Source organism: Megasphaera vaginalis (ex Bordigoni et al. 2020) (assembly GCF_900240295.1).
Taxonomy (GTDB): Bacteria; Bacillota; Negativicutes; order Veillonellales; family Megasphaeraceae; genus Megasphaera; species Megasphaera vaginalis.
In genome coordinates, this window is sequence record NZ_OEQB01000003.1 from 243,737 (window position 1) to 264,895 (window position 21,159).

Below are 21,159 nucleotides of genomic sequence, written 5' to 3' on the forward strand. Positions count from 1 at the left end.
GCCCTCCTAGAAATCTATATCCAACAGGCCGTCAAGACTTTCCGCTATCTCTTCCATGGCCGGAACGGTTTTTGCCGCATATTCTTCATAAGCGGCCTTGCTCCAGATTTCGATCTTGTCACCCGTCCCCAGGACAACTACATCCTTACTCAGCTTGGCATAATCACGCAGCGCGCCGGGAAGCAGTATGCGCCCCTGCTTGTCGAACTCGACTTCTGCGGCGCTGCCGAAAACGAAACGTTTAAAGGCGCGAACATTTTCTTTTGAAGCCTGCAATTTTTTCATCGCCTGCGCCAACTGTTCCCAAGCCTCCTTCGTATAAACGGAGAGACAGCCTTCCAAGCCGCGGGTGACGACAAATGACAGGCCCAGTTCTTCGCGAAATTTAGCCGGCATGATCACGCGGCCTTTCGTATCGATAGAATGTGAATATTCTCCCATAAACATGTTGCCGTCACCTCCTTTTCGTTTCACTTTTCACCACATTCTACCACATTTCCACACAAAATGACAATGAAGATATTTCGTGAAAATCGGGATAAAAAAAGAAAGGTTACCGCTTTTATGCAGCAACCTTTCTGTCGGTACTATATCTTGTAGTTTTAAGGAAAAAACAAAGATAAATAATTTTCTAAATTTTTATGAATAACAATATTTTCGGCCGTAAGCTTTTGCAGATCGCACCTTTTTTTCAGTTCTGTCAGAGAATAGCGCCTGCGATCCGGCAACAGATGCCCTCGCCAGGCCAAATAGGACAATAACGTATCGCTGTCAATCCCCTGCTCGCGCAAGTAACGCACGGTGATGCCGTTCTGTCGTTTTGACAACCGATGACCGTCGCTGTCGACCAACAAGGGAACATGCGTATATGCAGGCGCTTCATAACCTAAGAGCCGTATCAGCCAAATCTGCTGCGCCGTCGATGCCAGCAAATCCGCGCCGCGCAGCACGTGGGTAACGCCCATCAACGCATCATCTACCGAAACCGCCAATTGGTAAGCATACATGCCGTCACTGCGACGTACAATAAAATCGCCGCAAGTAGCCGGCAAAAAAGCGTTTTTCCTGCCGAAAACACCGTCATTGAAAACGATCTCGGCGGCAGGCACACGGATCCGCAGCGACGGGGTCCGCGTCATCTGCCGGCGCTCCGCCAGGCTCATCTGGCGGCAGTGACCGTCATAGAGATACTGCTCGCCCGGATGAGGCGCGCCGATAGACTGCAGACGCGCCCGCGTGCAATAGCACGGGTAAAGCAAGCCCCTTTCCTGCAGCTGCCGAAGCGCTGCCGCGTAGACAGCGTACCGTTCCTGCTGCGTATACGGACCGGCCGGTCCGCCCGTATCCGGTCCTTCGTCCCATAACAGCCCCAGCCATGTCAGGTCTTCCAGAAACGCCTGGCGAAACAATTCTTTGGATCGCTGTTCATCGTTATCTTCTATGCGTAAAATCAGTTTGCCCCCCTGTTGACGAACTTGAAGCCAGCAAAGAAAGGCCGTCCAAACATTGCCCAAATGGAGATATCCCGTCGGGCTGGGAGCAAATCTGCCGCGCATGATCCCGGCAGTCATCAATTCGGCAGAGATATAAGATTCTTGAACAACGACGCGTCCTCCCGAATCTTAGTCTCGCTGCCCAGAACGCAGAGTTGATTATCCTGCATGACGGCACGAACGAGCGGAGCCAAGGCGCGGATATCGGCCGCCGTCGCCGCCAGGAGCTGATCCCGTATCTGCTGCGCCCACTCTTTCGTAACGCCGCTGTAATGGCGCGAAAGAGCTTTGGCAGTTCGCAACGCCGGCGTCAGCGGCGTATCGACGCGGCTCAGCGTACCGATAACGTACTTCGTCATCTCCCTGTCGGAAACGTCGAATTGCTGCAAGTAATCGGCCAAATCATCATAGGCCTGCAGACTGTTGCCGAGATTGGGATCCCGATAAGAGCAAAAGACCATATTGCCGTTGCGGTAAAAACGTGTAAAAGCACCGTATGCACCGCCTTGTACGCGGATTTTCGTCCACAAATATTCGTATTGCAAAATCGTACTCAGGACCAACATGACCCCTGTATACGAAAAGCCGTGCTTGCGGAAATTCCCCCCTTTTGCCACATATTGGACGGTGCCGCTCGTCATAATCCCTTCATTTTTAACCGTCCTGTCAAAGGAACATGTGCTGCCGCCGGCTTCTCCCTCTTCCATGGCGTCCGTCCACTGCGGCAGCAGACGCCGTACCCGTTTTTCTGCGGCAACGTCACCGGTAACGGCTACAGTCATGCGGGAACGTACAATGATCTTTTTCAAAACGGCCGCCAACGCCGCTGCCGTGACACCGCCATCTTCACGAATAGAAGCGGCTATTTTACTGACAAAAGCGTAATAAGACAACTCGCCGGCGTCGGCAAAGCCTTCTGCCGCCGAAACGTAGGATAACAAGCGGTGCATGACCAACGTCTGCCCGCGGCTGAAAGCATCCATATCCCACCCCGTTTTCGTCTCTTCGATCAATTCCGCAAGACGAGCGGCGTTGGTAAAGACAGTTTGCAAGGAAATTTCACGCAGTAAATCAATCAATTTATCGACATGAGTGTCCAAGCTTTTGGCCTTTATCCGAAAAACGGGAACGTATTCGTCCGGACTGTCTTGCTTGGAAAAGGCTTCTACGCCATAACTGATACCGCCTGTATATAAATCGATAAGCGACGCCAATTCACCGTACTCGTGCGCCGTCGTGTCCATATCGCCAAGCAAGTCGCTGAGGAGGTACACATAAGAAATTTCTTCTTCCGACAAGCCCCGTAAATCAAAGCAGGCTTCAACATAAGAAATGCCGTTCGTCACATCGGGTACGTGGCAAAGAGAAACACCGGCGGCAGCAGTCACGGTAAAGTCGACGCATTCCGCTTCTTTTTTCAGGTCTTGCCGCGCCAAAGTCGGAATGGAAAGCAGCGCTTCCGGCGTATCGGGCGTTCCCTGCTTCTCTTTCAACGCCCGCGTCGCCGCTACGATAGCGGCGATTTCCGCTGCCGACAGCGACGCTTTGTAAGCTGCAAGCTTTTCGGCCAACGCCTTGTCCCGCCGTTCCGCCAATCCTTTTTCCGGCACCAGTGAAATAAGCGCATAATAGGAATTATCTAAGATATATTTTTTGATAATATCTTCATAATAACCGTTTTCAATACCTGCACGAAGTACTCTCAACGCCTCTTCGTAGTGGAGCGCGGCAAGCGGATCGCCGTCATAAAGCCAAGTATCCATACAGCGGATACCGTAAATGAGACCTTTCGGACGACCGGCGAAATCGGCTTCACGCAAGGAAAATTCAATACGGTTCAAGGCGCCTGTCAGCAACACCTTATCGATGCCCCGTTCAACACTGTCCTGTAATACGCGGCGTACGACCGGTAGTATCTCGCCGGCCATTTCCGGCTCCGATCCGTTGACTGTTATCCCCCACAACGGCTGCAAAAGGCCGTCCTGGAAATCACCGGAAATATCCTTTCCGACGCCGGCATCGACGAGAGCCTTTTTCAGCGGCGCCGCCGGCGAAAGCAGAAAGACATAGGTCAGCACCTTCATTGCCAGGCCCAACGTCGGATCCAGGGCGTCGTCGATGACATAGGTCAAGCTGTGCAACGTTTTTTGTGCCGTCTTTTCCTCGGAAGCGATGCCGTAAGCATAGGACTTGACGAGCGGAGAACGAGACGGCTGCCGGCCGATTTCCGAATGAACGGCCGTCGCCGTAAACCGGCTCAAATATTCGCTGTCAATAAAAGACAGCGTAGCGTCAATATCCATATTGCCGTACAAGAAAATATAACTGTTGCTCGGATGGTAATATCGTTTATGGAAAGCTGTAAAAGCCGACTGCGTCAACGTAGGAATGACATCGGGATCACCGCCCGATTCGACGCCATACGTCGTATCGGGAAAAAGATTTTCCATGATCCGCCGCTCCAATTGAGCGTCAGGCGAAGAGAACACGCCTTTCATTTCATTATATACAACGCCGCAGTATGTCAACGGCTCTTCCGGCGTCGCCATTTCATAATGCCAGCCTTCCTGCATCAGGATCTGTTCGTCATGAAGCATATTCGGAAAAAAGACGGCATCCAGATAAACATCCATCAAATTTCGAAAATCCCGATCATTGCGACTGGCAACAGGATACATCGTTTTATCGGGGAAAGTCATGGCGTTCAGAAACGTGTTCAACGATCCTTTGACCAACTCGACAAACGGTTCTTTCAGCGGAAATTTCCGCGAGCCGCACAGCGTCGAATGTTCACAAATATGGGGAACGCCGGTGCTGTTCTGCGGCGTCGTCCGGAACGAAACGGAGAATACCTTATTATCGTCATCGTTTGCCAGGTACAGAAGCCTGGCGCCGGACTGCAAATGTTCCATTTCATAGGCATAACTGTTCAATTCCGTTACCGCTTCCGCTCGGTGGACGCGAAAGCCGTTGTATACTTCATTACATTTCAATGTTTGTTCCATAAAACACCTCTTTGCTTAACTGTGTAGGAGGAGCGCCGTCAGTTCTGCGACACTGTTCACCGTATAATCGGCCGGAAATTCCTGCCGTTCCGCTTCATTGCCATAGCCGAAAGCGGCATAAATAACGGGAATGCCCGTTTTTCTGGCGCCGATGACATCATATTTCCGATCACCGACCATAACGGCGCTATCGGCAGCGCCGCTGCCGATATGCCGCAACACGCGATCAATAACAACAGCCTTATCTTCCGTCCCGCCGAGAACACTGCCGGCAATTTCAGTCAAATACGGAGATAAGCCGAACTTCTCACAAATCGCCTCCGCATGCACCTGCGGTTTTGACGTGGCCACATAGGCCTTGCTGCCGGCCGACTGCAATTGCCGAAGCATGTGAATAATTCCCGCAAACGGCCTGTTTTCAAACTTGCCGATCGTGCCGTAACGTTCTTGAAAAAAGGCATACGTAGCCTGGGCTTTTTCTGGTGAAAATCCGAAGGTATCCAAAAAAGTCAGCATCAGCGGCGGTCCGATGATAACCTGCTGTTCCAATCTTCCCGCCGTTGCTTCCCCTTGCTTTTCCAGGGCATATGCGACGGATTTGATAATGCCTTCCTGAGAATCCGTCAGCGTTCCGTCCAAATCGAACAGAATATGTCTATACATGAGTTCCTCCCATCTTCTCTCTAATTTTTATATTATACCACAGTCTGTCATCGGCAGCACCGCTAACCCCCGAAAATAACAGAAGCCGCCTCTCCTGTCGGAAAGACGGCTATCAGAAAAGCATTTATTGCAATAATTTATCGGCCTTGGCGATATTGGCGCGAATGGTGGCGCAGCAGCCTTTCAAGGCCTGCAATTCGTCTGTCGGCAAATCGAAAACGACGACGCGTTCAATGCCGTTTGCTCCGATAACGGCAGGAACACCGCAAAAAATGCCTTTTTCGCCGTATTCTCCGTCAAGCGCGACACTGGCCGCCATGATTTTCTTTTCATCATGAAGCACGGCGCTCGCCATCGTAACGGCCGTCATGGCAATCCCGTATTCCGTACAGTGCTTGCCCTGATACGTGACCCAGCCGCCTTTAATAGCCCGTTCCGTCAGCTCTTTCGTATCGAAATCGTACTGCTTGTTTTCTTTCGCTAATTCCGTATACGGCTGCCCGCCGAAATTGACGACAGACCACGGCGTCATCTGTGAGTTGCCGTGCTCGCCCATCATGTAGGCCGTAAACGAATGATGTTCCACATCGGTCTGCTGCGAAATGGCACTGACCAAGCGCGACGTATCCAAGCCCGTACCGGTGCCGAAAACACGTCCCTTCGGCAAACCGCTCCGAGTGGCAAGCAAATGCGTAACGACGTCACAGGGATTGGTAATATTGATGATGACGCCGTCAAAACCGCCGGCCATAACCTTATCGATATATCCGGCAACGCCGGGAACGGTAAAGCCCATTTCGTCATCGCGGTTGCCTGTCGCGCAAAGGTCGATCTTGCCGATCGCATTGATGATAACGTCGCAATCTCCCATTTCTTCGTATTTAGCGAGCGTATAGTTGACGCGGTGCGGCATGAACATGACGGCATCCATCAGATCCTGCCGTTCACTGACAGCTTTGCTTTCATTCAAATCGCAAAGCTTGACTTCATCGGCTGTTCCGGTAAGTCCCAAGGCAAAGGCGACATGCGCCCCGACATGCCCTAACCCGATAACACCAACGGTCCTCTTTTTTACTGTACTCATCATGACCCCCTCATTTCTTTAACCAAATTTTACATGCTTAAATTTTATTGTACACCAAACAGTCGTGTTTTTCATCCTTTTTCTTTCTGTTTTTTTAATGATAAAAAAACTTCCCACCTTATGGGCAGGAAGTCTTTACCCTCTATTTGCGCGCCGCTTTTTTTCTGTCGTGTTTGTCCAAAATGGCCTTGCGGAGACGAATGCTCTTCGGCGTCACTTCAACGAGTTCATCGTCATTGACCCATTCCAGCGCCTGTTCCAAGCTCATAATACGCGGTGGTGTCAGCCGGAGCGCTTCATCGGAAGCGGATGACCGGGTATTGCTCAAATGCTTCTTCTTGCACGGGTTGACGTCAATATCGACATCGCGGTTGCTTTCGCCGATCACCTGCCCCAAGTAAATAGACTGAGCCGGAGAAATGAACATCACGCCGCGATCCTGAAGATTGTAGATTCCGTACGCCGTTGTTTCGCCGCTTTCAAAAGCCACCAGGCTGCCCCGTGTCCGTCCGGGAATATCACCCTTCCAAGGCGCATATCCGTGAAATACGTGGTACATGATACCGTTCCCTTTCGTAGCCGTCAGAAATTCACTGCGGAAACCGATCAGCCCGCGGGCGGGAATGATGAATTCCAAACGCGTATAGCCGGCGAGATCAACCATATTGACCATTTCGGCCTTACGCGTCCCCAGCTTTTCCATAACCGATCCCATAAATTCCTGCGGCACGTCAATCGTCAGCGCTTCAAGCGGTTCGCATTTCTGACCGTTGATTTCTTTCGTAATGACGCTGGGCTTGCCGACCTGCATTTCATATCCTTGCCGGCGCATTTCTTCGATCAAAACGGCAATGTGCAGTTCACCTCGTCCGGATACCTTAAAGGCGTCGGCACTGTCCGTCTCTTCAACGCGAAGACTGACATTCGTCTGCACCTCGCGGAAAAGTCGGTCCCGAAGGTGACGGCTCGTGACGAAATCGCCTTCCTGGCCGGCAAAGGGACTGTCATTGACATAGAAAATCATGGACAAGGTCGGCTCATCAATATTGATCTTCGGCAACGCTTCCGGATTGGTCACATCGGCAACGGTTTCACCGATTTTGATATCGGGAATACCGATGATGCAGGCAATGTCCCCCATCGCCGCGCCTTTTTCCTGTTCGACCCGGCTTAATCCTTCATACGTATAAACGCGGCTGATCTTCGCTCTGCGCTGGCTTTCTCCGTCAACAATCAATACATTTTGATTCGGCATCATGCTGCCGCGAACAATGCGGCCGACAGCAATTTTCCCGACATAATCATCGTAGTCCAACGTCGTGACCATGAACTGAAGCGGACCGTCGGCATCACCTTTCGGACACGGGCAATGCGTGATAATCGACTGGAAGAGGGGCTGCAGATCCGTCGCTTCATCTTCCATCCGGACCTTGGCGACGCCGTCACGACCGTTAGCATAGATAACGGGGAAATCAAGCTGATCGTCGTCAGCTTCCAATTCCATGAAAAGCTCCAGGATTTCATCTTCCACTTCGGCTACACGGGCGTCGGGTTTATCAATCTTATTGATGACCACGATAGGTTTTAATTTTTGTTCCAACGCCTTGCGCAATACATATTTGGTCTGCGGCATGGGACCTTCAAAGGCATCGACCAGGAGCAGGACACCGTCTACCATATTCAGCACGCGCTCTACTTCACCGCCGAAGTCGGCATGCCCCGGCGTGTCGACAATATTGATCTTTACACCGTCATGCATGACCGACGTATTTTTCGATAAAATAGTAATCCCACGTTCACGTTCAATATCTCCGGAGTCCATGATCCGTTCGGCGACCTTTTCATTCGAACGGAAAACATGACTCTGTTTCAACATGGCATCGACCAAGGTCGTTTTACCATGGTCAACGTGAGCAATAATAGCAATATTACGGATATCCTTACGTTCCATGTGGCTGTTCTCTCCTATACAAAGAAATAACAAAATTTATCTTGTTGTAACTTATGTAGTATAACACAAAAGATCCTGTTTGCCTATACACAGGATCTTTTTTACGAGCATTTTATTCTTCACCGATAATACGGACTTCCGTTTCCAGCGTCACGCCGTAAGCTTCCTTAACACGGCGCTGTACCTCATGGATAACGGTCAGTACATCTCGGGCCGATGCATTGCCGCGATTGACAACAAAACCGGCGTGCTTGACCGATACTTCCGCATCACCGCAGGACAGGCCTTTCAGCCCCGTTTGGTCAATCAGCGTACCGGCGAAATATCCCGGCGGCCGCTTGAACGTGCTGCCGGCACTGTGCATTTCCAACGGCTGCTTGCTGCGTCGCTTTTCCATGAGTTCATCCATCAGCGCCTGAATAACGTCTTGCCGGCCGTAATCCAAAAGCAATTCCACTTCAACGACATACTCCTGCAACTCCTGGAACTTGCTCATGCGATAGGAAAAGCCGAAATCGGGGGTAACATAAGTTTGAACGCCGCCCTGACCGTTAACGGTACGAACGCGGGATACGACGTGGCTCATTTCTCCGCCGTAAGCGCCGGCGTTCATGAAAACGGCGCCGCCGAGCGTACCCGGAATACCGCAGGCAAATTCAATGCCCGTAAGCCCCCTGTTCTGCGCAAAGGCGCAGACATCTTCCAGCATAAAACCGGCGCTGGCAAGAATTTTATTGTCATGTGCCGACAGGACCTTGTGCATGCAGTTCAACTGAATCACAACACCCCGTATGCCGCCGTCACGAACGAGCACATTGGAACCGCCGCCGAGAACCGTAACGGGCAATCCCAAACGCCGGGCCGCTCTGATGGATAAGGACAACTCTTTTACCGAATAGGGCAGCACCAGCACGTCGGCAGGTCCGCCGACGGCAAAGGTCGTATGAAACCGCATCGGCTCATGAACCAGCAGATGTTCGTCGTCGAATACCGTATGAAGTTGAGAAACAAACTCGTTTATTGCCGTCTTAGTGATCAAGAATGCTCATTCCTTCTGCCATTGCGTTTTGCACGATCTGATAAATTTCTCCGGCCTTCGCCTGCCACGCGTTATACGCCGCCAGATATTCCACCGCTCCGGAGCGCGTTTTGATAATGGCTGCCAGCCGATTCATCGTTTCCAGTTTCTTCTTAATCGGCTTATCGCCCATGGACTGCGCATAGGCCAGTTCAGCCTGTGTCAACAAAAATTCACGCACCATTTTTTCCGTCTTTTGATCTTCTGCCAATTTTTTTCCGGCTGCCAACAGTGCCACATATTCGGGACATGCCTGAATAGCCTGCGCCAATTCATTCGCCTTTACAAATACGTCCATCGCCAACACCTCTTATTGTAAATTCGCAATCCCTATGCCGCCCTTTGCCAATTTCGGAAATCCGAGTTGACGCAACGCTTCGTAAGAAACGATGGCAACGGCATTCGACAAATTCAGGCTGCGCGCTTCTTCCCTCATCGGGATGCGGAAGCAGCGTTCCGGCGCCGCCTTTAATAACGCTTCCGGAAGTCCTTTCGTCTCCTTGCCGAAAACGATCAGATCATCTTCATGAAATGTAATATCGGCATAACATTGTTCGGATTTTGTCGTTAAATAATAAAAACGATGCCCTTCATAGGCTTTTTGCACTGCCGCAAAGTTTTCATGAACCTGGACATCGACAAGATCCCAATAATCCAGTCCCGCCCGTTTCAGATATTTATCTTCCAGGGAAAATCCCAAAGGCTTGACCAAGTGAAGCATCATATGATTCGCCGCGCAAAGACGCGCTATATTCCCCGTATTTCCCGGAATTTCCGGTTCTACCATTACAATATGCATTCGTATCATCCCCATGAAGTATTGTACAAGAAACGGCGGAGAATAACAAGGCGTCCCTTCTCCATCTGCCGCAAAAATGAACGGTTCGCGACATTAAGAGGTATTCACAAACGGTCCGATTGCACGGATACACACCGGCAGTTTCTTCCATATCGTGCTGACTGACGGAAGATCATTTCGCATCGTCATAAGATTTTATGCCGAAAAACTATTTTATCTTTACATATTTTTAATCTTCAATCTTTTCGCCAGATCCCGCACTGCCCCTTCAACGTCATCGGTAAAACCCGGCGTTACACTATTTTGAATCATTTTGTTAATTATTATCAATAATCATAGGAATTATCGTTTTATTGCATTTACCTCATATTTATGGTATAATACAAACAATAATGACTATTATCAAAAAAAGATCTTATTAAAAGAGGTGTGTATCTATGGATTCATTTGACAACATTGCGCAATATCCCATTTATTTCGCCCCGGGCTGTAAACTGCTTCAGTTGGAACCGGAGATGGTTTCCAAAGTATACGATTACCTGCATCAGCTTTTCGGCAATATTAATCTGTATACTCGCTGCTGCGGCCTTGACGATTCCCGTCAGCAAGACGAAGAAGCGGTTTTCATCACGCTCTGCGATTCCTGTTTCAAAGTCTACGGCGAAACGTACGCAAATCTCCACATGCGCGATTTCTGGGACGTTTATGATGAATACAAGGATATTTATCCGTTGTATGATGAAGCGGCCGTTCGTAAAGCGCTCAATGAAACAATGACCGGCGTTTATCCGAAGGAAGGCATCAAAGCTTGGTTCAATAAATTCAATAATAACTAATTATATTTCGACGTATGATAAAAAACGGACTGCCGGCGGCGGTCCGTTTTTTTATCTTTTTCGTCATTGCCTTTCCCGGTAAACACGTTCAATTTCCGCTTCCAACAACGCTGCCTTTCGTTCCGTCTCTTCCATAAGCTGACAGGTTTTCCGCACAAAATCTTCATCGTCAATGGATTTTAAATTAATGCGGACGCTGTAAAAGGCCGAACGCATGGCGGCCCGCGCATTCATGGCGCCGATAACGCCATCCGTAATGACCCAGACATTGCCGTATCGCACGACCTGCACCGCCAAGGACAGTAAATCATACACACTGACGCCTAATGCCAAGGGAACTTCCGCAGCGTGGCGAAAGGCAGCCTGTACCCGTTCCGACCGGGATATCTCTGCCTTATTGATGCGCAAGGCCGTCAAAACGGCGGCAAACGCTTCGCCGTCCGCATCAATGGCGGCTATGTATTGCCGCCTCAAGGAGGCAGCCTCCGCCGCTGTCGCCGTCAACAGCGGCGCAACCTTTTCACAGCCTTTTTTATGAACAGTCAAATTGGCTACCATTTCCAAAAGCGCCGCTGCTGAAGCCGCCGTTAAAGCGGCAATGCCGCCGCCGCCCGGAACCGGCTCCGCCGAGGACGTCGCTGCCAAAAACTCTTCGATTACCGCTTTGCCAAAAGGCCTCTTACAATCAGAACAATCCTGTAATAACACCGTTTTCATCAATATCCATCCGATTCGCCGCCGGCACCTTTGGTAAGCCCGGCATAGTCATAATATTTCCCGTTTCACAAACAATAAACCCTGCGCCCGTGCAGACGCGCACATCTTTGACCGTAACGGTAAATCCTGTCGGCGCGCCAAGCAGATCGGCATTATCCGATAAGGAATACTGCGTTTTCGCTACACAGACAGGCATTTTGTCCAGCCCCAGTCTTTCCAATTCTTCCACTTGTTTCTTCGCTCTGCTTTCAAAGATGACGCCGTCACCGCCATAAATTTCCCTGACGATCGTTTCCAATTTTTTGGCAATAGATTCCGTTGCTTCATAAAGCGGTTTATACGGTTTCTTCGGTGCCGCCATGAGCGCCAGTACCTTTTCACCCATATCCAGTCCGCCGGCGCCGCCTTGCGCCCAGCAATCGCCCAAACTGACATCAACGCCGTAAGCGCGGCAAAGATCGGTCAATTTTTCAATTTCCGCCGGCGTATCGGTCAAGAAGCGGTTGATGCTGACCAGAACGGGAACATCAAATTTGCGCATATTTTCAATATGCTTGGCCAGATTGGCAAACCCTTTTTCCAGAGCGGCCACATCTTCCACTTGCAAATCGCTTTTTTTCACACCGCCATGCATTTTCAAAGCCCGAATTGTTGCTACGAGCACGACGGCATCCGGTTTAATACCGGCAAACCGGCATTTAATGTCCATAAATTTTTCGCCGCCCAGATCGGCGCCGAAACCGGCTTCGGTAACCGTGATTTCCCCCATCTTCATGGCCAGTTTCGTCGCTACGACGGAATTGCAGCCGTGCGCAATATTGGCAAAAGGACCGCCATGAACCAGCGCCGGTGTATTTTCCGTCGTCTGCACGAGATTGGGCTTGATGGCGTCTTTCATCAAAATAGCCATGGCGCCGGCAACACCGAGATCGCCGGCCCGAACAGGCTGCCCGTCCAAATCGTAGGCGACGATAATATTCGCCATGCGCCGCTTCAGATCCATCAGATCTTCCGCCAGGCAAAGGACGGCCATAATTTCCGAAGCGACGGTAATCATGAAGTGGTCTTCTCTGGGAAAGCCGCAAACGGTTCCCCCCATAGCGACGACAACATTACGCAGCGCGCGATCATTCATATCCATGACGCGTTTCCAGACGACCCGGCGGATATCAATGCGCAGGGAGTTTCCCTGATGGACGTGATTATCAATAGCTGCTGCAAGCAGGTTATTGGCCGCTGTAATGGCATGCATATCGCCGGTAAAGTGGAGATTGATATCCTCCATCGGCAATACTTGCGAATAGCCGCCGCCGGCGGCGCCGCCCTTAATCCCGAAAACGGGGCCGAGAGACGGCTCGCGCATGGCGACGATCGTCTTATGTCCCATGCGATTCAGCGCCTGCGCCAGGCCGATCGTCGTCATCGACTTTCCTTCACCGGCCGGTGTCGGATTGATTGCCGTTACCAAGACCAATTTACCGTCCCGGTTTTTGGACAGGCGTCGAATCGCGTCAAAGGATATCTTTGCCTTGTATTTACCGTATAATTCCAAATCATCTGCCGTCAAGCCCACTTTTTCCGCAATGCTCGTAATCGGTTCCAACGTTGTCCGTTGCGCGATTTGAATATCACTCAATACTTTTTCCATCGTCATCGTCAGCTCCTCGATAGTAGCAAAAAAAATACCGACATTCCGGAATCTCTGCCCAGACGGTCGGCTCGCATCGATCATGCTCCCTGTGGTCAACCCACTTCCGTCAGTCACATGATCTATGCATTTATTATACAAAACGGCATCTGTCTTTGTCAATCAGCCGTCCCTGCAAGGCCCCTGTCCGCTTATTCAATAAGCACCGTTTGTACAGCTGAAAGCGCAACTGTTCCGCCGATACGAAGCGACTGCAATTCCCCGTCATCGACTTTGGCAGCAATCGCAATTGCGCCGCCCGGCTGGCGCAATGTACAAGCTACATTCCGTCTCCCGACACAGGCCAACGCCGCCGCTGCCGCTGCCGATCCGCTGCCGCAACTTCGTTCCCAGTAACGTGTATCCGTTTCCGCCACATAGACGGCAGGAACCATGGTCAGCGCCTGCGTATCGACAATGATTAGCCCGTATGCCGCATAGGCGTCAGTAGAGACATATTCGCGCAGCGCCTGCCAATAAATTTCCTTATCGACGTTATCGCCGGTTTGTACGAAATAAACGAAATGCACGATTCCCGGCAACGTCACCTTGAAAAACCGGTACGGTAAATCATTGACGGGAATCAGCACGGCTTCCACCGACTCCGGCAGAGGCATATCAATGACGGCTTGAAAAACATCCCCTTTACGCTCAACGGCAACACCTAACGGCACAGTGCAACCCGAACAGGATACACGATACATTCCCTTGTCCTCTCTCGTCAAGGACAGGGCATAAGCGGCGGCACTGCGCGAAGCGTTACCGCAAAACTCGCCGCCCATCATATCAATGCGAAGAGCAGTGCCGTCTGCCGGATCCATGGTCAGATAAGCAACCTGTTCCGCTTCAAGTGCTTCGGAGGCGAGCAACTTGGCGGCTACAACACTATGATCAGCCCGATCGATTCGATCCAAGACAAGAATAGTCGTGTTCCCGCTGGGATCTGCCATTACATAATGAATAGTTTGCATCACTTTTCTCCTTTCTTTTTTATTATACCATATCCCGTCACCGCCAAAATAAAAAGGACCCGCAAAATTTGCGGGTCCTTCTGCCAAGACTTACAGAACCAACGTCGGCGCTGCATACGTACGGCCGAGCAATTCCTGATTCAGCGCGTACAGCCCCTTCGGATCGGAACCGAAAAGTTCGTATTTTTTGATCAGCCCGTCGGCATTCTTTTCTTCCTCTCCCTGCTCTTTGACGAACCAGTCGAAGCATTGCATCGTACGATAATCGTGAACCTCGTCGGCAGCTCTGTAAATTTCATTGATCAGATGCGTGACATATTGTTCATGGGCATAAGCGGCCTTCATCGGATCGATGATATCGTTACAGGCCAAAGACGGTTTTTCAATCGCCTCAAACGTCACGGATTCACCGTTATTATGCAGATATGTACGCATCAGCATCGCATGATCGTGTTCTTCCTGCGCCTGCACATCGTACCAATGAGCAAACCCGTCGAGTCCTTTATCGTAATAAAAGTTGGCGAATGCCAAATACAGGTACGAAGAATAAAATTCCTGATTGATCTGTTTGTTAATAAGCTCTTTTACTTTGTTATCCAACATGCTGCGTTCCTCCTTGTCTATTCGCGGACCAGGGCTATTCCTAAAAATAGTCATCAACGCAATCTCTATAAGATTTATACATAGTATACCACGTTTAAAATAAATTACAATGATTATTAACAAATAAATTGCTTTTTAAATAAAACTGCCGCCTCTCTTCTATAGAGCTGGCGGCAGTAATACGTTATTTTTTGACTAACTCTTCTTCTATCTGAATATGTAATTCATGAAGCTGTTTCGGCGTAACCGGTGACGGCGCTTCACTCATCGGATCGATAGCATTCTGCGTTTTCGGGAAAGCGATGACATCGCGAATGGATTTACGTTTCAGCATCAGCATGATCATCCGATCCAAGCCGAAAGCCAAACCGCCATGCGGCGGCGCGCCATATTCAAAGGCACGGAGCAAGAAGCCGAATTTCTGTTCCGCTTCTTCTTCCGTCAGGCCGATAGCTTTAAAAACGCGCTGTTGCAGTTCCGGCTGATAAATACGCAATGAACCGCCGCCCAATTCTACGCCGTTGAGAACGAGGTCATAGGCCTTGGCATAAACGTGGCCGGGATCGGTTTCCAACTTGTCCAGATCTTCGTCACGAATAGCTGTAAACGGGTGGTGCATGGCGACATACCGTTTTTCTTCTTCACTATATTCGAACATGGGGAAGTCGACGACCCAGGTAAAAACAAATTCATCTTCACGGATACAGTTCGTACGGCGTGCCATTTCCTTACGCAATTCTCCTAAAGAAGCCGCGACGACAGAAGGTTTGTCGGCAATCATCAACACCAAGTCGCCCGTTTCGGACCCGCATTCTCTGCCGATAGCCTGAAGCGTGTCTTCACCGAGGAACTTCTTAACCTGTGATTTCAAGCCGTCCGGCGTAAAGCAGATCCAGGCCAGTCCTTTGGCGCCGTAGGTGGCAACGTATTCTACCAGTCCGTCCAGTTCGCGGCGCGGTATCTGTGAATATCCCTTAACATTAATCGCCTTAACCTGACCGCCGTTTTCAATCACGCTGCGGAAAACTTTGAATTCCGTATCTTTGACGAGCGCCGTAATATCGTGAAATTTCATGTCGAAACGGAGATCCGGCTTATCTGAGCCGTAATTTTCCATTGCATAATCCCAGGTGATCCGTCGGATCGGCCGCTTGATTTCATGACCCAAAACGGCTTGGAAAACATGGCAAATCATAGCTTCCGTCAGCTGGAGAATATCTTCTTGACTCATGAAGGACATTTCCAGGTCAAGCTGCGTAAATTCAGGCTGCCTGTCGGCTCTCAGGTCTTCGTCGCGAAAACAGCGAGCGATCTGATAATAACGATCCATACCGGAAATCATCAGCAGCTGTTTGAAAATCTGCGGGGACTGCGGCAATGCGTAAAACTTGCCGTCATTGACGCGACTGGGCACGAGATAATCACGTGCTCCCTCCGGAGTGCTCTTGCACAATTCCGGCGTTTCGATATCGATAAAGCCGCGACTGTTGAGAAATTCACGCATAGCATGTTTAACGCGATGCCGCATAATCAAATTGTTCTGCATTTCCGGGCGACGCAAGTCGAGGTAGCGATATTTCAAGCGGATTTTTTCGTCGACATCGATATGATCTTCAATATAGAAGGGCGGTGTTTTGGACAGATTCAGCACGCGCATTTCTTCGCAGCGGATTTCGATCGTGCCAGTCGCCATCTTGGGATTTACCGTTTCAGCGTCACGCAGGCGGACGATGCCGCGAATGGCCAACACGTATTCGTTACGCACCTGTTCCGCTTTTTTGAACGCTTCTTCGGCATAATCAGGCGAAGCGACGACCTGCACGATGCCCGTGCGGTCACGCAAGTCGATAAAAATCAAGCCGCCGTGATCGCGGCGACGTTCCACCCAACCGCAAAGAACGACTTCTTTACCCGTATCGGCTTCCGAAACGGCCGTACAATAATGCGAACGACTTAAACCTTCCATTGTATCCATTACGTAATCATCCCTTCTTATGTGCTTCTACGTAAGCAACGATATCATCAAAAGCAACACTGTCCTGCGCCTTTGTTTCCATATTGCGAATCTGTGCCGTCTGCACCGTCATTTCCTCTTCACCGATAATGACCGTGTAAGCGGCGCCCAATTTATTAGCCGCTTTCATCTGCCCCTTCATGCTCCGCCCCATAACGTCGATCTCGGCATAAATACCGCGGCGGCGCAATTCTTGCTGCCAGCCGAAGGCTATCGTCTTAGCGGCATTCCCCAAGGCAACGATAAAGACCGGTTTATTTTCCGGAACCGGCGGCAGCAGACCTTGCTCTTTCAACGTGAGCAGCAATCGTTCCATGCCGATGGCAAAGCCGATACCCGGCGTCGACGGCCCGCCCACTTCGGCGATCAGGCCGTCGTAGCGGCCGCCGCCGCAGATCGTGCTTTGCGCGCCGAGGGGGGCATACATGATTTCAAAAGCCGTATTCGTATAATAGTCGAGGCCCCGAACCAACTGCGGATCCAGGATAAACGGAATGCCGATCTTCGTCAAATACGCCTGAACAGCGGTAAAGTGCGTTTTGCAATCGTCACAAAGATTTTCTGTCAATTGCGGCACGCCGAGAGCCATCATTTTTTCGCCGTCTTCCTTGCAATCAAGAACGCGAAGCGGATTTTTTTCCAAGCGGGCGTTGCAGTCGTCACAAAGCATCTCCCTTTTATCGGCAAAGAAATCCAACAGTTTCTGACGATAAACAGGGCGGCATTTGGGACAGCCGACGGAATTCAAATGGAGAACCAAGTCGTTCAATCCCAGTTCATGAAAAAGCTGAAAAGCCATGGCAATAATCTCGGCATCGACGGCCGGGTCCTTCGAACCGATCTCTTCGACGCCGAACTGGTTAAACTGCCGATATCTCCCCGCCTGCGGCCGATCATGACGAAACATGGGACCCATGTAATAGAATTTATGAATTTTCGGATCGCCATATAGTTTGTGCTCCAGAAAAGCGCGAACGACGGAGGCCGTATTCTCAGGCCGCAACGTCATGCTCCTTCCGCCGCGATCATCAAAGGTGTACATTTCTTTCGTGACGACATCGGTCGTCTCGCCGATACCGCGCAGAAAGAGCTCGGTACTCTCAAATATAGGTGTACGGATCTCGCCGAAGCCGTAGAGGCTGCAAATTTGCCGGATCTTCGCTTCCAGGATCTGCCATTCCGCCGTCTGCTCCGGCAGGAAATCCTGCGTACCCCGCGGTGCAGTAATTGCCATTATCTATCCTCTCCTCCATATACGACGGTACACAAACGACGGCGCTCTTCAAGCTGCGCCGCAAGTATCTGCCCGTAACGTGTAATATCTTTAGGCATGTAAAGCTTTTCCATCCGGTTCGATGTCGGGGAAATAAATTTGCTGGCGCTGCCCGGCCCGATGCCGATGACGGTCTGCCGTTCTTCCATCATCTCAATATTGTAACGACCGATCGCTCCCGGCAATGCGTACCCGATATTGGCCAAACCGGCGGCCATGTATTTCTGCCGATACAGATAATACGGTACATAGCCGGCACGTTGCAATTTCTCCCGGCAATAGTCTACCATTGCCGTCACCGCCTCCGCCGTGCCGATAGCGCGGCGCAAGTCGTGATGAAATAACGGAGCGCCCTTTTTTAATGCTAACGTATGAATTGTAACATTTTCGGGCCCCAATTGGCAAACGATTTCCATATTCTCCTGCATATTTTCCGGCGTCTGTCGCGGCAAACCGGCAATAAAATCCATATTGATCACAGGAAAAGCAAGTTTTTTGCACAAAGCCATCATGGTGTATATGTCTTCTATCCGATGCCGCCGTCCCAGCAGATCCAAGAGCGGTTGTTGCATGGTCTGCGGATTGACGCTGATCCGATTGACACCGTATCGCTTCAGCAACTGCAACTTCTCTGCCGTCGCCGTATCGGGCCGACCCGCTTCCACCGTCCATTCCGTCGCCGCCGTCACCAAGGGCTGCAAAATTCGCAATAACCGCTCCAGAAGCGGCAGCGGCAAACACGTCGGCGTCCCGCCGCCGACATAGACGGCATCGACAGTAAGAGCAAACTCGCGGCATAAAGCGGCGGCAGCAGCCCCATCCGCTTCCAGCCGCGCCAGAAAGCCAGCCAAATGCGAAGGCTCTTCGCCGCCGATCAGCCGTGACGGAAAAGAACAGTACAAGCAATGGCTGGAACAGTAGGGAATACTGACGTAAACGGCTGCCCTGCGCTGCCGGTTCGTTACATAGGGACGCTGCAGAAGCGCCATTTTCACCAATTCGGAAGCCGTTTTTTCCGCAACGCCATAGGTCTCCTGTAAACGGCCAACAGCCGCTTGCGGTGAAACGCCGCTGTCCAAAATATGATGTACCAGTTTGGTAGGCCGTACACCGATCAAAGATCCCCACGGTGACAGCGGCAAATGATAAATGTCGCGATGCCATTGCAGCAGATAATCTTTCATTTCCTGCCGCTCCCGCCGTGCCGTCAGTAAGGCCTGCCGCTCCGCAACGGCGCCTGCCTGGAGAAAGCGGCAACAGAGACGGCAGTTGCCGCCGCTTTCCTCAATGACGACCTGCGCGCCGACAGTACGCGGCTCATGACCGCCGCTATACCCCAGACAGGCCATGATCTGTCCGACATGGGAATGATACGTTTCAGGCCCCCTGTAGGTATAGGACTCGCGCCGATCAGGCATCCGCCGTTTCCTTATCAAGTCCGTCAGCTTGCCGCTTTTTTTCACATTCTTCGCAATAGCCGTAAACTTTCAGCTGATGATCGACTGTGTGGAAATGAAGGCGTTTCTGCAAAATCGTTTCCAACGTTTCCAGCAAATCGTCCTTGCATTCCCAAACCTTGCCGCAGCTGAGACAAATCAGGTGATGATGAAAATGGCCGTCTTCTTCGCAGTCGTTCAATTCATAGCGGCTGCAGCCGTCGTCAAAATCGAGCTTTTTCAACAGATCCATTTCCGTAAAAAGATCGAGCGTGCGGTATACGGTCGCCAAGCCGATATCGGGCGCAACTTTTTTGACGATTTCAAAAACATCTTCAGCACTCAAGTGACGGGCCGAACTTTCAACAAAAGCGCGAAGCACGACTTGCCGCTGTGACGTCATTTTGTATTTTTTATCCTTAATTTTGTCCTTCATGCGCTTCATCATCAGTTCCAGGACTTCTTCTTTCGTTTTTTCCACAGGAATCATCTGCCTTTTCTTTGTATGAATTATAAAACCATAAGTGCTTGCCTATAATTTGGAGAACCGCCGTTATCGGAACGGCCAAAACCATTCCCGTCACGCCGAAGAGCGTCCCGCCTACGAGAAGAGAGATCATGATGACAACGGGATGGATGCTGATAACGGCCCCCATAACTTGCGGCATGATCAAGTGACTGTCCATTTGCTGGACAACGACATAAAAAACGAGTACCTTCACAGCCAATGGCAAATCGACGGTTGCGCCGAGCAAAACTGCCGGAACGGCGCCGATAATCGGACCGATGATCGGTATCCATTCCGTGACAGCCGCCAGAAGACCGATAACCATAGGATAGGGCACGCCCATGAACCACATACCGCAAAATGTCAGCGTCGCAATGATGCAGCTCATCAGCAGCTGACCGCGAATATACCGGCTCAGGACGTGATGTATCTCAATGAAGACCTGTCGGATATGAGCCGTATAGCCGGGCGGATAAATGGCGATAAAGGAATTGACCATCTTCTTGCCGTCTTTCATGAAATAGAAGGTAATGAAAGGTACGACAAAAAACTCGACGACAGTACCGGCAATGACGAAAATGGACCTGATCAGATCGCGAATGCCGTCAATACCGTAATTGCTGATCTTGACAAAGGTGTCGTTGATAACGGCTTTCACCTGATCAGGCACATAGAACTGCGTCTGCTCATTTTCCAACTGTGTGACCAAGGCCGCCATCTGATTGACGATGGTATTGAAATTGGCGGCCAGTAAATTGACCTGCGCCAGGAGCGGCCGCAAAATAATGTTGGTAATAATGAACAGGGTCAAAAGCAGTACGGCAAAGGAAAGAATGATAGACACACCGACAGGTACATCCCGCTTCGTTATCTTTTTCAGCCCCTTGCCGATACCGTCCCGGACAGGAATCAAGACGAACGTGATGATCAGCGATACGACAACGGGCCAGTAAACGGCATGAACCGACAGGAAGAGTGCAACGGCAAAAACGGCGAGTACGACGCGCAGCCAGAATTGAGCTTCCTTATAGGCCGTCATCA

At 50.7% G+C, this 21,159-nt stretch carries 19 protein-coding genes and 1 riboswitch; of the genes, 1 reads left to right on the forward strand and 18 read right to left on the reverse strand.

Annotated elements, in window-relative coordinates; genetic code table 11:
- Positions 1–6: 6 nt before the first annotated feature.
- From mraZ to C0977_RS05470, 9 genes are all read right to left on the reverse strand, one after another.
- Complete coding sequence (mraZ, locus tag C0977_RS05430) at positions 7–447, reverse strand: division/cell wall cluster transcriptional repressor MraZ (RefSeq protein WP_101912678.1); 441 nt, start codon at positions 445–447, stop codon at positions 7–9.
- 155 nt (positions 448–602) lie between these two features.
- Positions 603–1,556 (reverse strand): tRNA glutamyl-Q(34) synthetase GluQRS, encoded by a 954-nt coding sequence (gene gluQRS / locus C0977_RS05435; RefSeq protein WP_036243235.1) that lies wholly within the window; start codon positions 1,554–1,556, stop codon positions 603–605.
- A 14-nt stretch (positions 1,557–1,570) separates the two neighbouring features.
- Positions 1,571–4,498, reverse strand: coding sequence for an insulinase family protein (locus C0977_RS05440; RefSeq protein ID WP_101912679.1), 2,928 nt, complete (start codon positions 4,496–4,498; stop codon positions 1,571–1,573).
- Positions 4,499–4,513: 15 nt separating this feature from the next.
- Positions 4,514–5,161, reverse strand: a complete 648-nt coding sequence (locus C0977_RS05445; protein ID WP_101912680.1) for an HAD hydrolase-like protein — start codon at positions 5,159–5,161, stop codon at positions 4,514–4,516.
- A gap of 124 nt (positions 5,162–5,285) precedes the next feature.
- Positions 5,286–6,248 (reverse strand): lactate/malate family dehydrogenase, encoded by a 963-nt coding sequence (locus C0977_RS05450; protein ID WP_234987581.1) that lies wholly within the window; start codon positions 6,246–6,248, stop codon positions 5,286–5,288.
- Positions 6,249–6,387: 139 nt separating this feature from the next.
- Positions 6,388–8,196 carry a translational GTPase TypA gene (gene typA / locus C0977_RS05455; RefSeq protein ID WP_023054406.1) on the reverse strand — a complete coding sequence of 603 codons (1,809 nt, stop codon included), beginning with the start codon at positions 8,194–8,196 and terminating at the stop codon, positions 6,388–6,390.
- A 112-nt stretch (positions 8,197–8,308) separates the two neighbouring features.
- A complete protein-coding gene (gene murB / locus C0977_RS05460; RefSeq protein WP_419177925.1) occupies positions 8,309–9,232 on the reverse strand; it encodes a UDP-N-acetylmuramate dehydrogenase in 924 nt (307 codons plus the stop codon).
- On the reverse strand, positions 9,225–9,572 hold the full coding sequence (locus C0977_RS05465; RefSeq protein WP_023054401.1) for a YlbF family regulator: 348 nt from the start codon (positions 9,570–9,572) through the stop codon (positions 9,225–9,227). The genes murB and C0977_RS05465 overlap by 8 nt, the downstream gene beginning before the upstream one ends.
- Before the next feature lie 12 nt (positions 9,573–9,584).
- Entirely contained in the window at positions 9,585–10,073 is a 489-nt protein-coding gene (locus C0977_RS05470; protein ID WP_101912683.1) for a tRNA (cytidine(34)-2'-O)-methyltransferase, read from the reverse strand.
- Positions 10,074–10,510: 437 nt separating this feature from the next.
- Between C0977_RS05470 and C0977_RS05475 the strand changes: the two genes are divergently transcribed.
- The gene (locus C0977_RS05475) at positions 10,511–10,909 is read left to right on the forward strand and encodes a hypothetical protein (protein WP_023054458.1); all 399 of its coding nucleotides are present in this window, start codon (positions 10,511–10,513) and stop codon (positions 10,907–10,909) included.
- 63 nt (positions 10,910–10,972) lie between these two features.
- On the opposite strand, the gene C0977_RS05480 is transcribed toward C0977_RS05475, so the two are convergent.
- The 9 genes from C0977_RS05480 to C0977_RS05520 all read right to left on the reverse strand — a co-directional run bounded on the left by C0977_RS05480 (position 10,973) and on the right by C0977_RS05520 (position 21,157).
- Positions 10,973–11,626: a cyclodeaminase/cyclohydrolase family protein gene (locus tag C0977_RS05480; protein ID WP_101912684.1), complete on the reverse strand. Its 654-nt coding sequence runs from the start codon at positions 11,624–11,626 to the stop codon at positions 10,973–10,975.
- Positions 11,595–13,274 (reverse strand): formate--tetrahydrofolate ligase, encoded by a 1,680-nt coding sequence (locus C0977_RS05485; RefSeq protein ID WP_101912734.1) that lies wholly within the window; start codon positions 13,272–13,274, stop codon positions 11,595–11,597. The genes C0977_RS05480 and C0977_RS05485 overlap by 32 nt, the downstream gene beginning before the upstream one ends.
- Before the next feature lie 49 nt (positions 13,275–13,323).
- A riboswitch (ZMP/ZTP riboswitch) is annotated at positions 13,324–13,401 on the reverse strand.
- 64 nt (positions 13,402–13,465) lie between these two features.
- On the reverse strand, positions 13,466–14,284 hold the full coding sequence (locus C0977_RS05490; protein ID WP_101912685.1) for a hypothetical protein: 819 nt from the start codon (positions 14,282–14,284) through the stop codon (positions 13,466–13,468).
- A 90-nt stretch (positions 14,285–14,374) separates the two neighbouring features.
- Positions 14,375–14,887 (reverse strand): ferritin, encoded by a 513-nt coding sequence (locus C0977_RS05495; RefSeq protein ID WP_023054496.1) that lies wholly within the window; start codon positions 14,885–14,887, stop codon positions 14,375–14,377.
- 184 nt (positions 14,888–15,071) lie between these two features.
- Positions 15,072–16,862, reverse strand: coding sequence for an aspartate--tRNA ligase (aspS, locus tag C0977_RS05500; RefSeq protein ID WP_101912686.1), 1,791 nt, complete (start codon positions 16,860–16,862; stop codon positions 15,072–15,074).
- A gap of 7 nt (positions 16,863–16,869) precedes the next feature.
- Positions 16,870–18,135 (reverse strand): histidine--tRNA ligase, encoded by a 1,266-nt coding sequence (hisS, locus tag C0977_RS05505; protein WP_101912687.1) that lies wholly within the window; start codon positions 18,133–18,135, stop codon positions 16,870–16,872.
- Entirely contained in the window at positions 18,135–19,592 is a 1,458-nt protein-coding gene (hemZ, locus tag C0977_RS05510) for a coproporphyrinogen dehydrogenase HemZ (RefSeq protein ID WP_101912688.1), read from the reverse strand. The genes hisS and hemZ overlap by 1 nt, the downstream gene beginning before the upstream one ends.
- Positions 19,585–20,058, reverse strand: coding sequence for a Fur family transcriptional regulator (locus C0977_RS05515; RefSeq protein WP_023054468.1), 474 nt, complete (start codon positions 20,056–20,058; stop codon positions 19,585–19,587). Before C0977_RS05515 ends, hemZ begins: the two co-directional genes overlap by 8 nt.
- Positions 20,030–21,157 (reverse strand): AI-2E family transporter, encoded by a 1,128-nt coding sequence (locus C0977_RS05520; RefSeq protein WP_023054412.1) that lies wholly within the window; start codon positions 21,155–21,157, stop codon positions 20,030–20,032. Before C0977_RS05520 ends, C0977_RS05515 begins: the two co-directional genes overlap by 29 nt.
- Positions 21,158–21,159 lie beyond the last annotated feature (2 nt).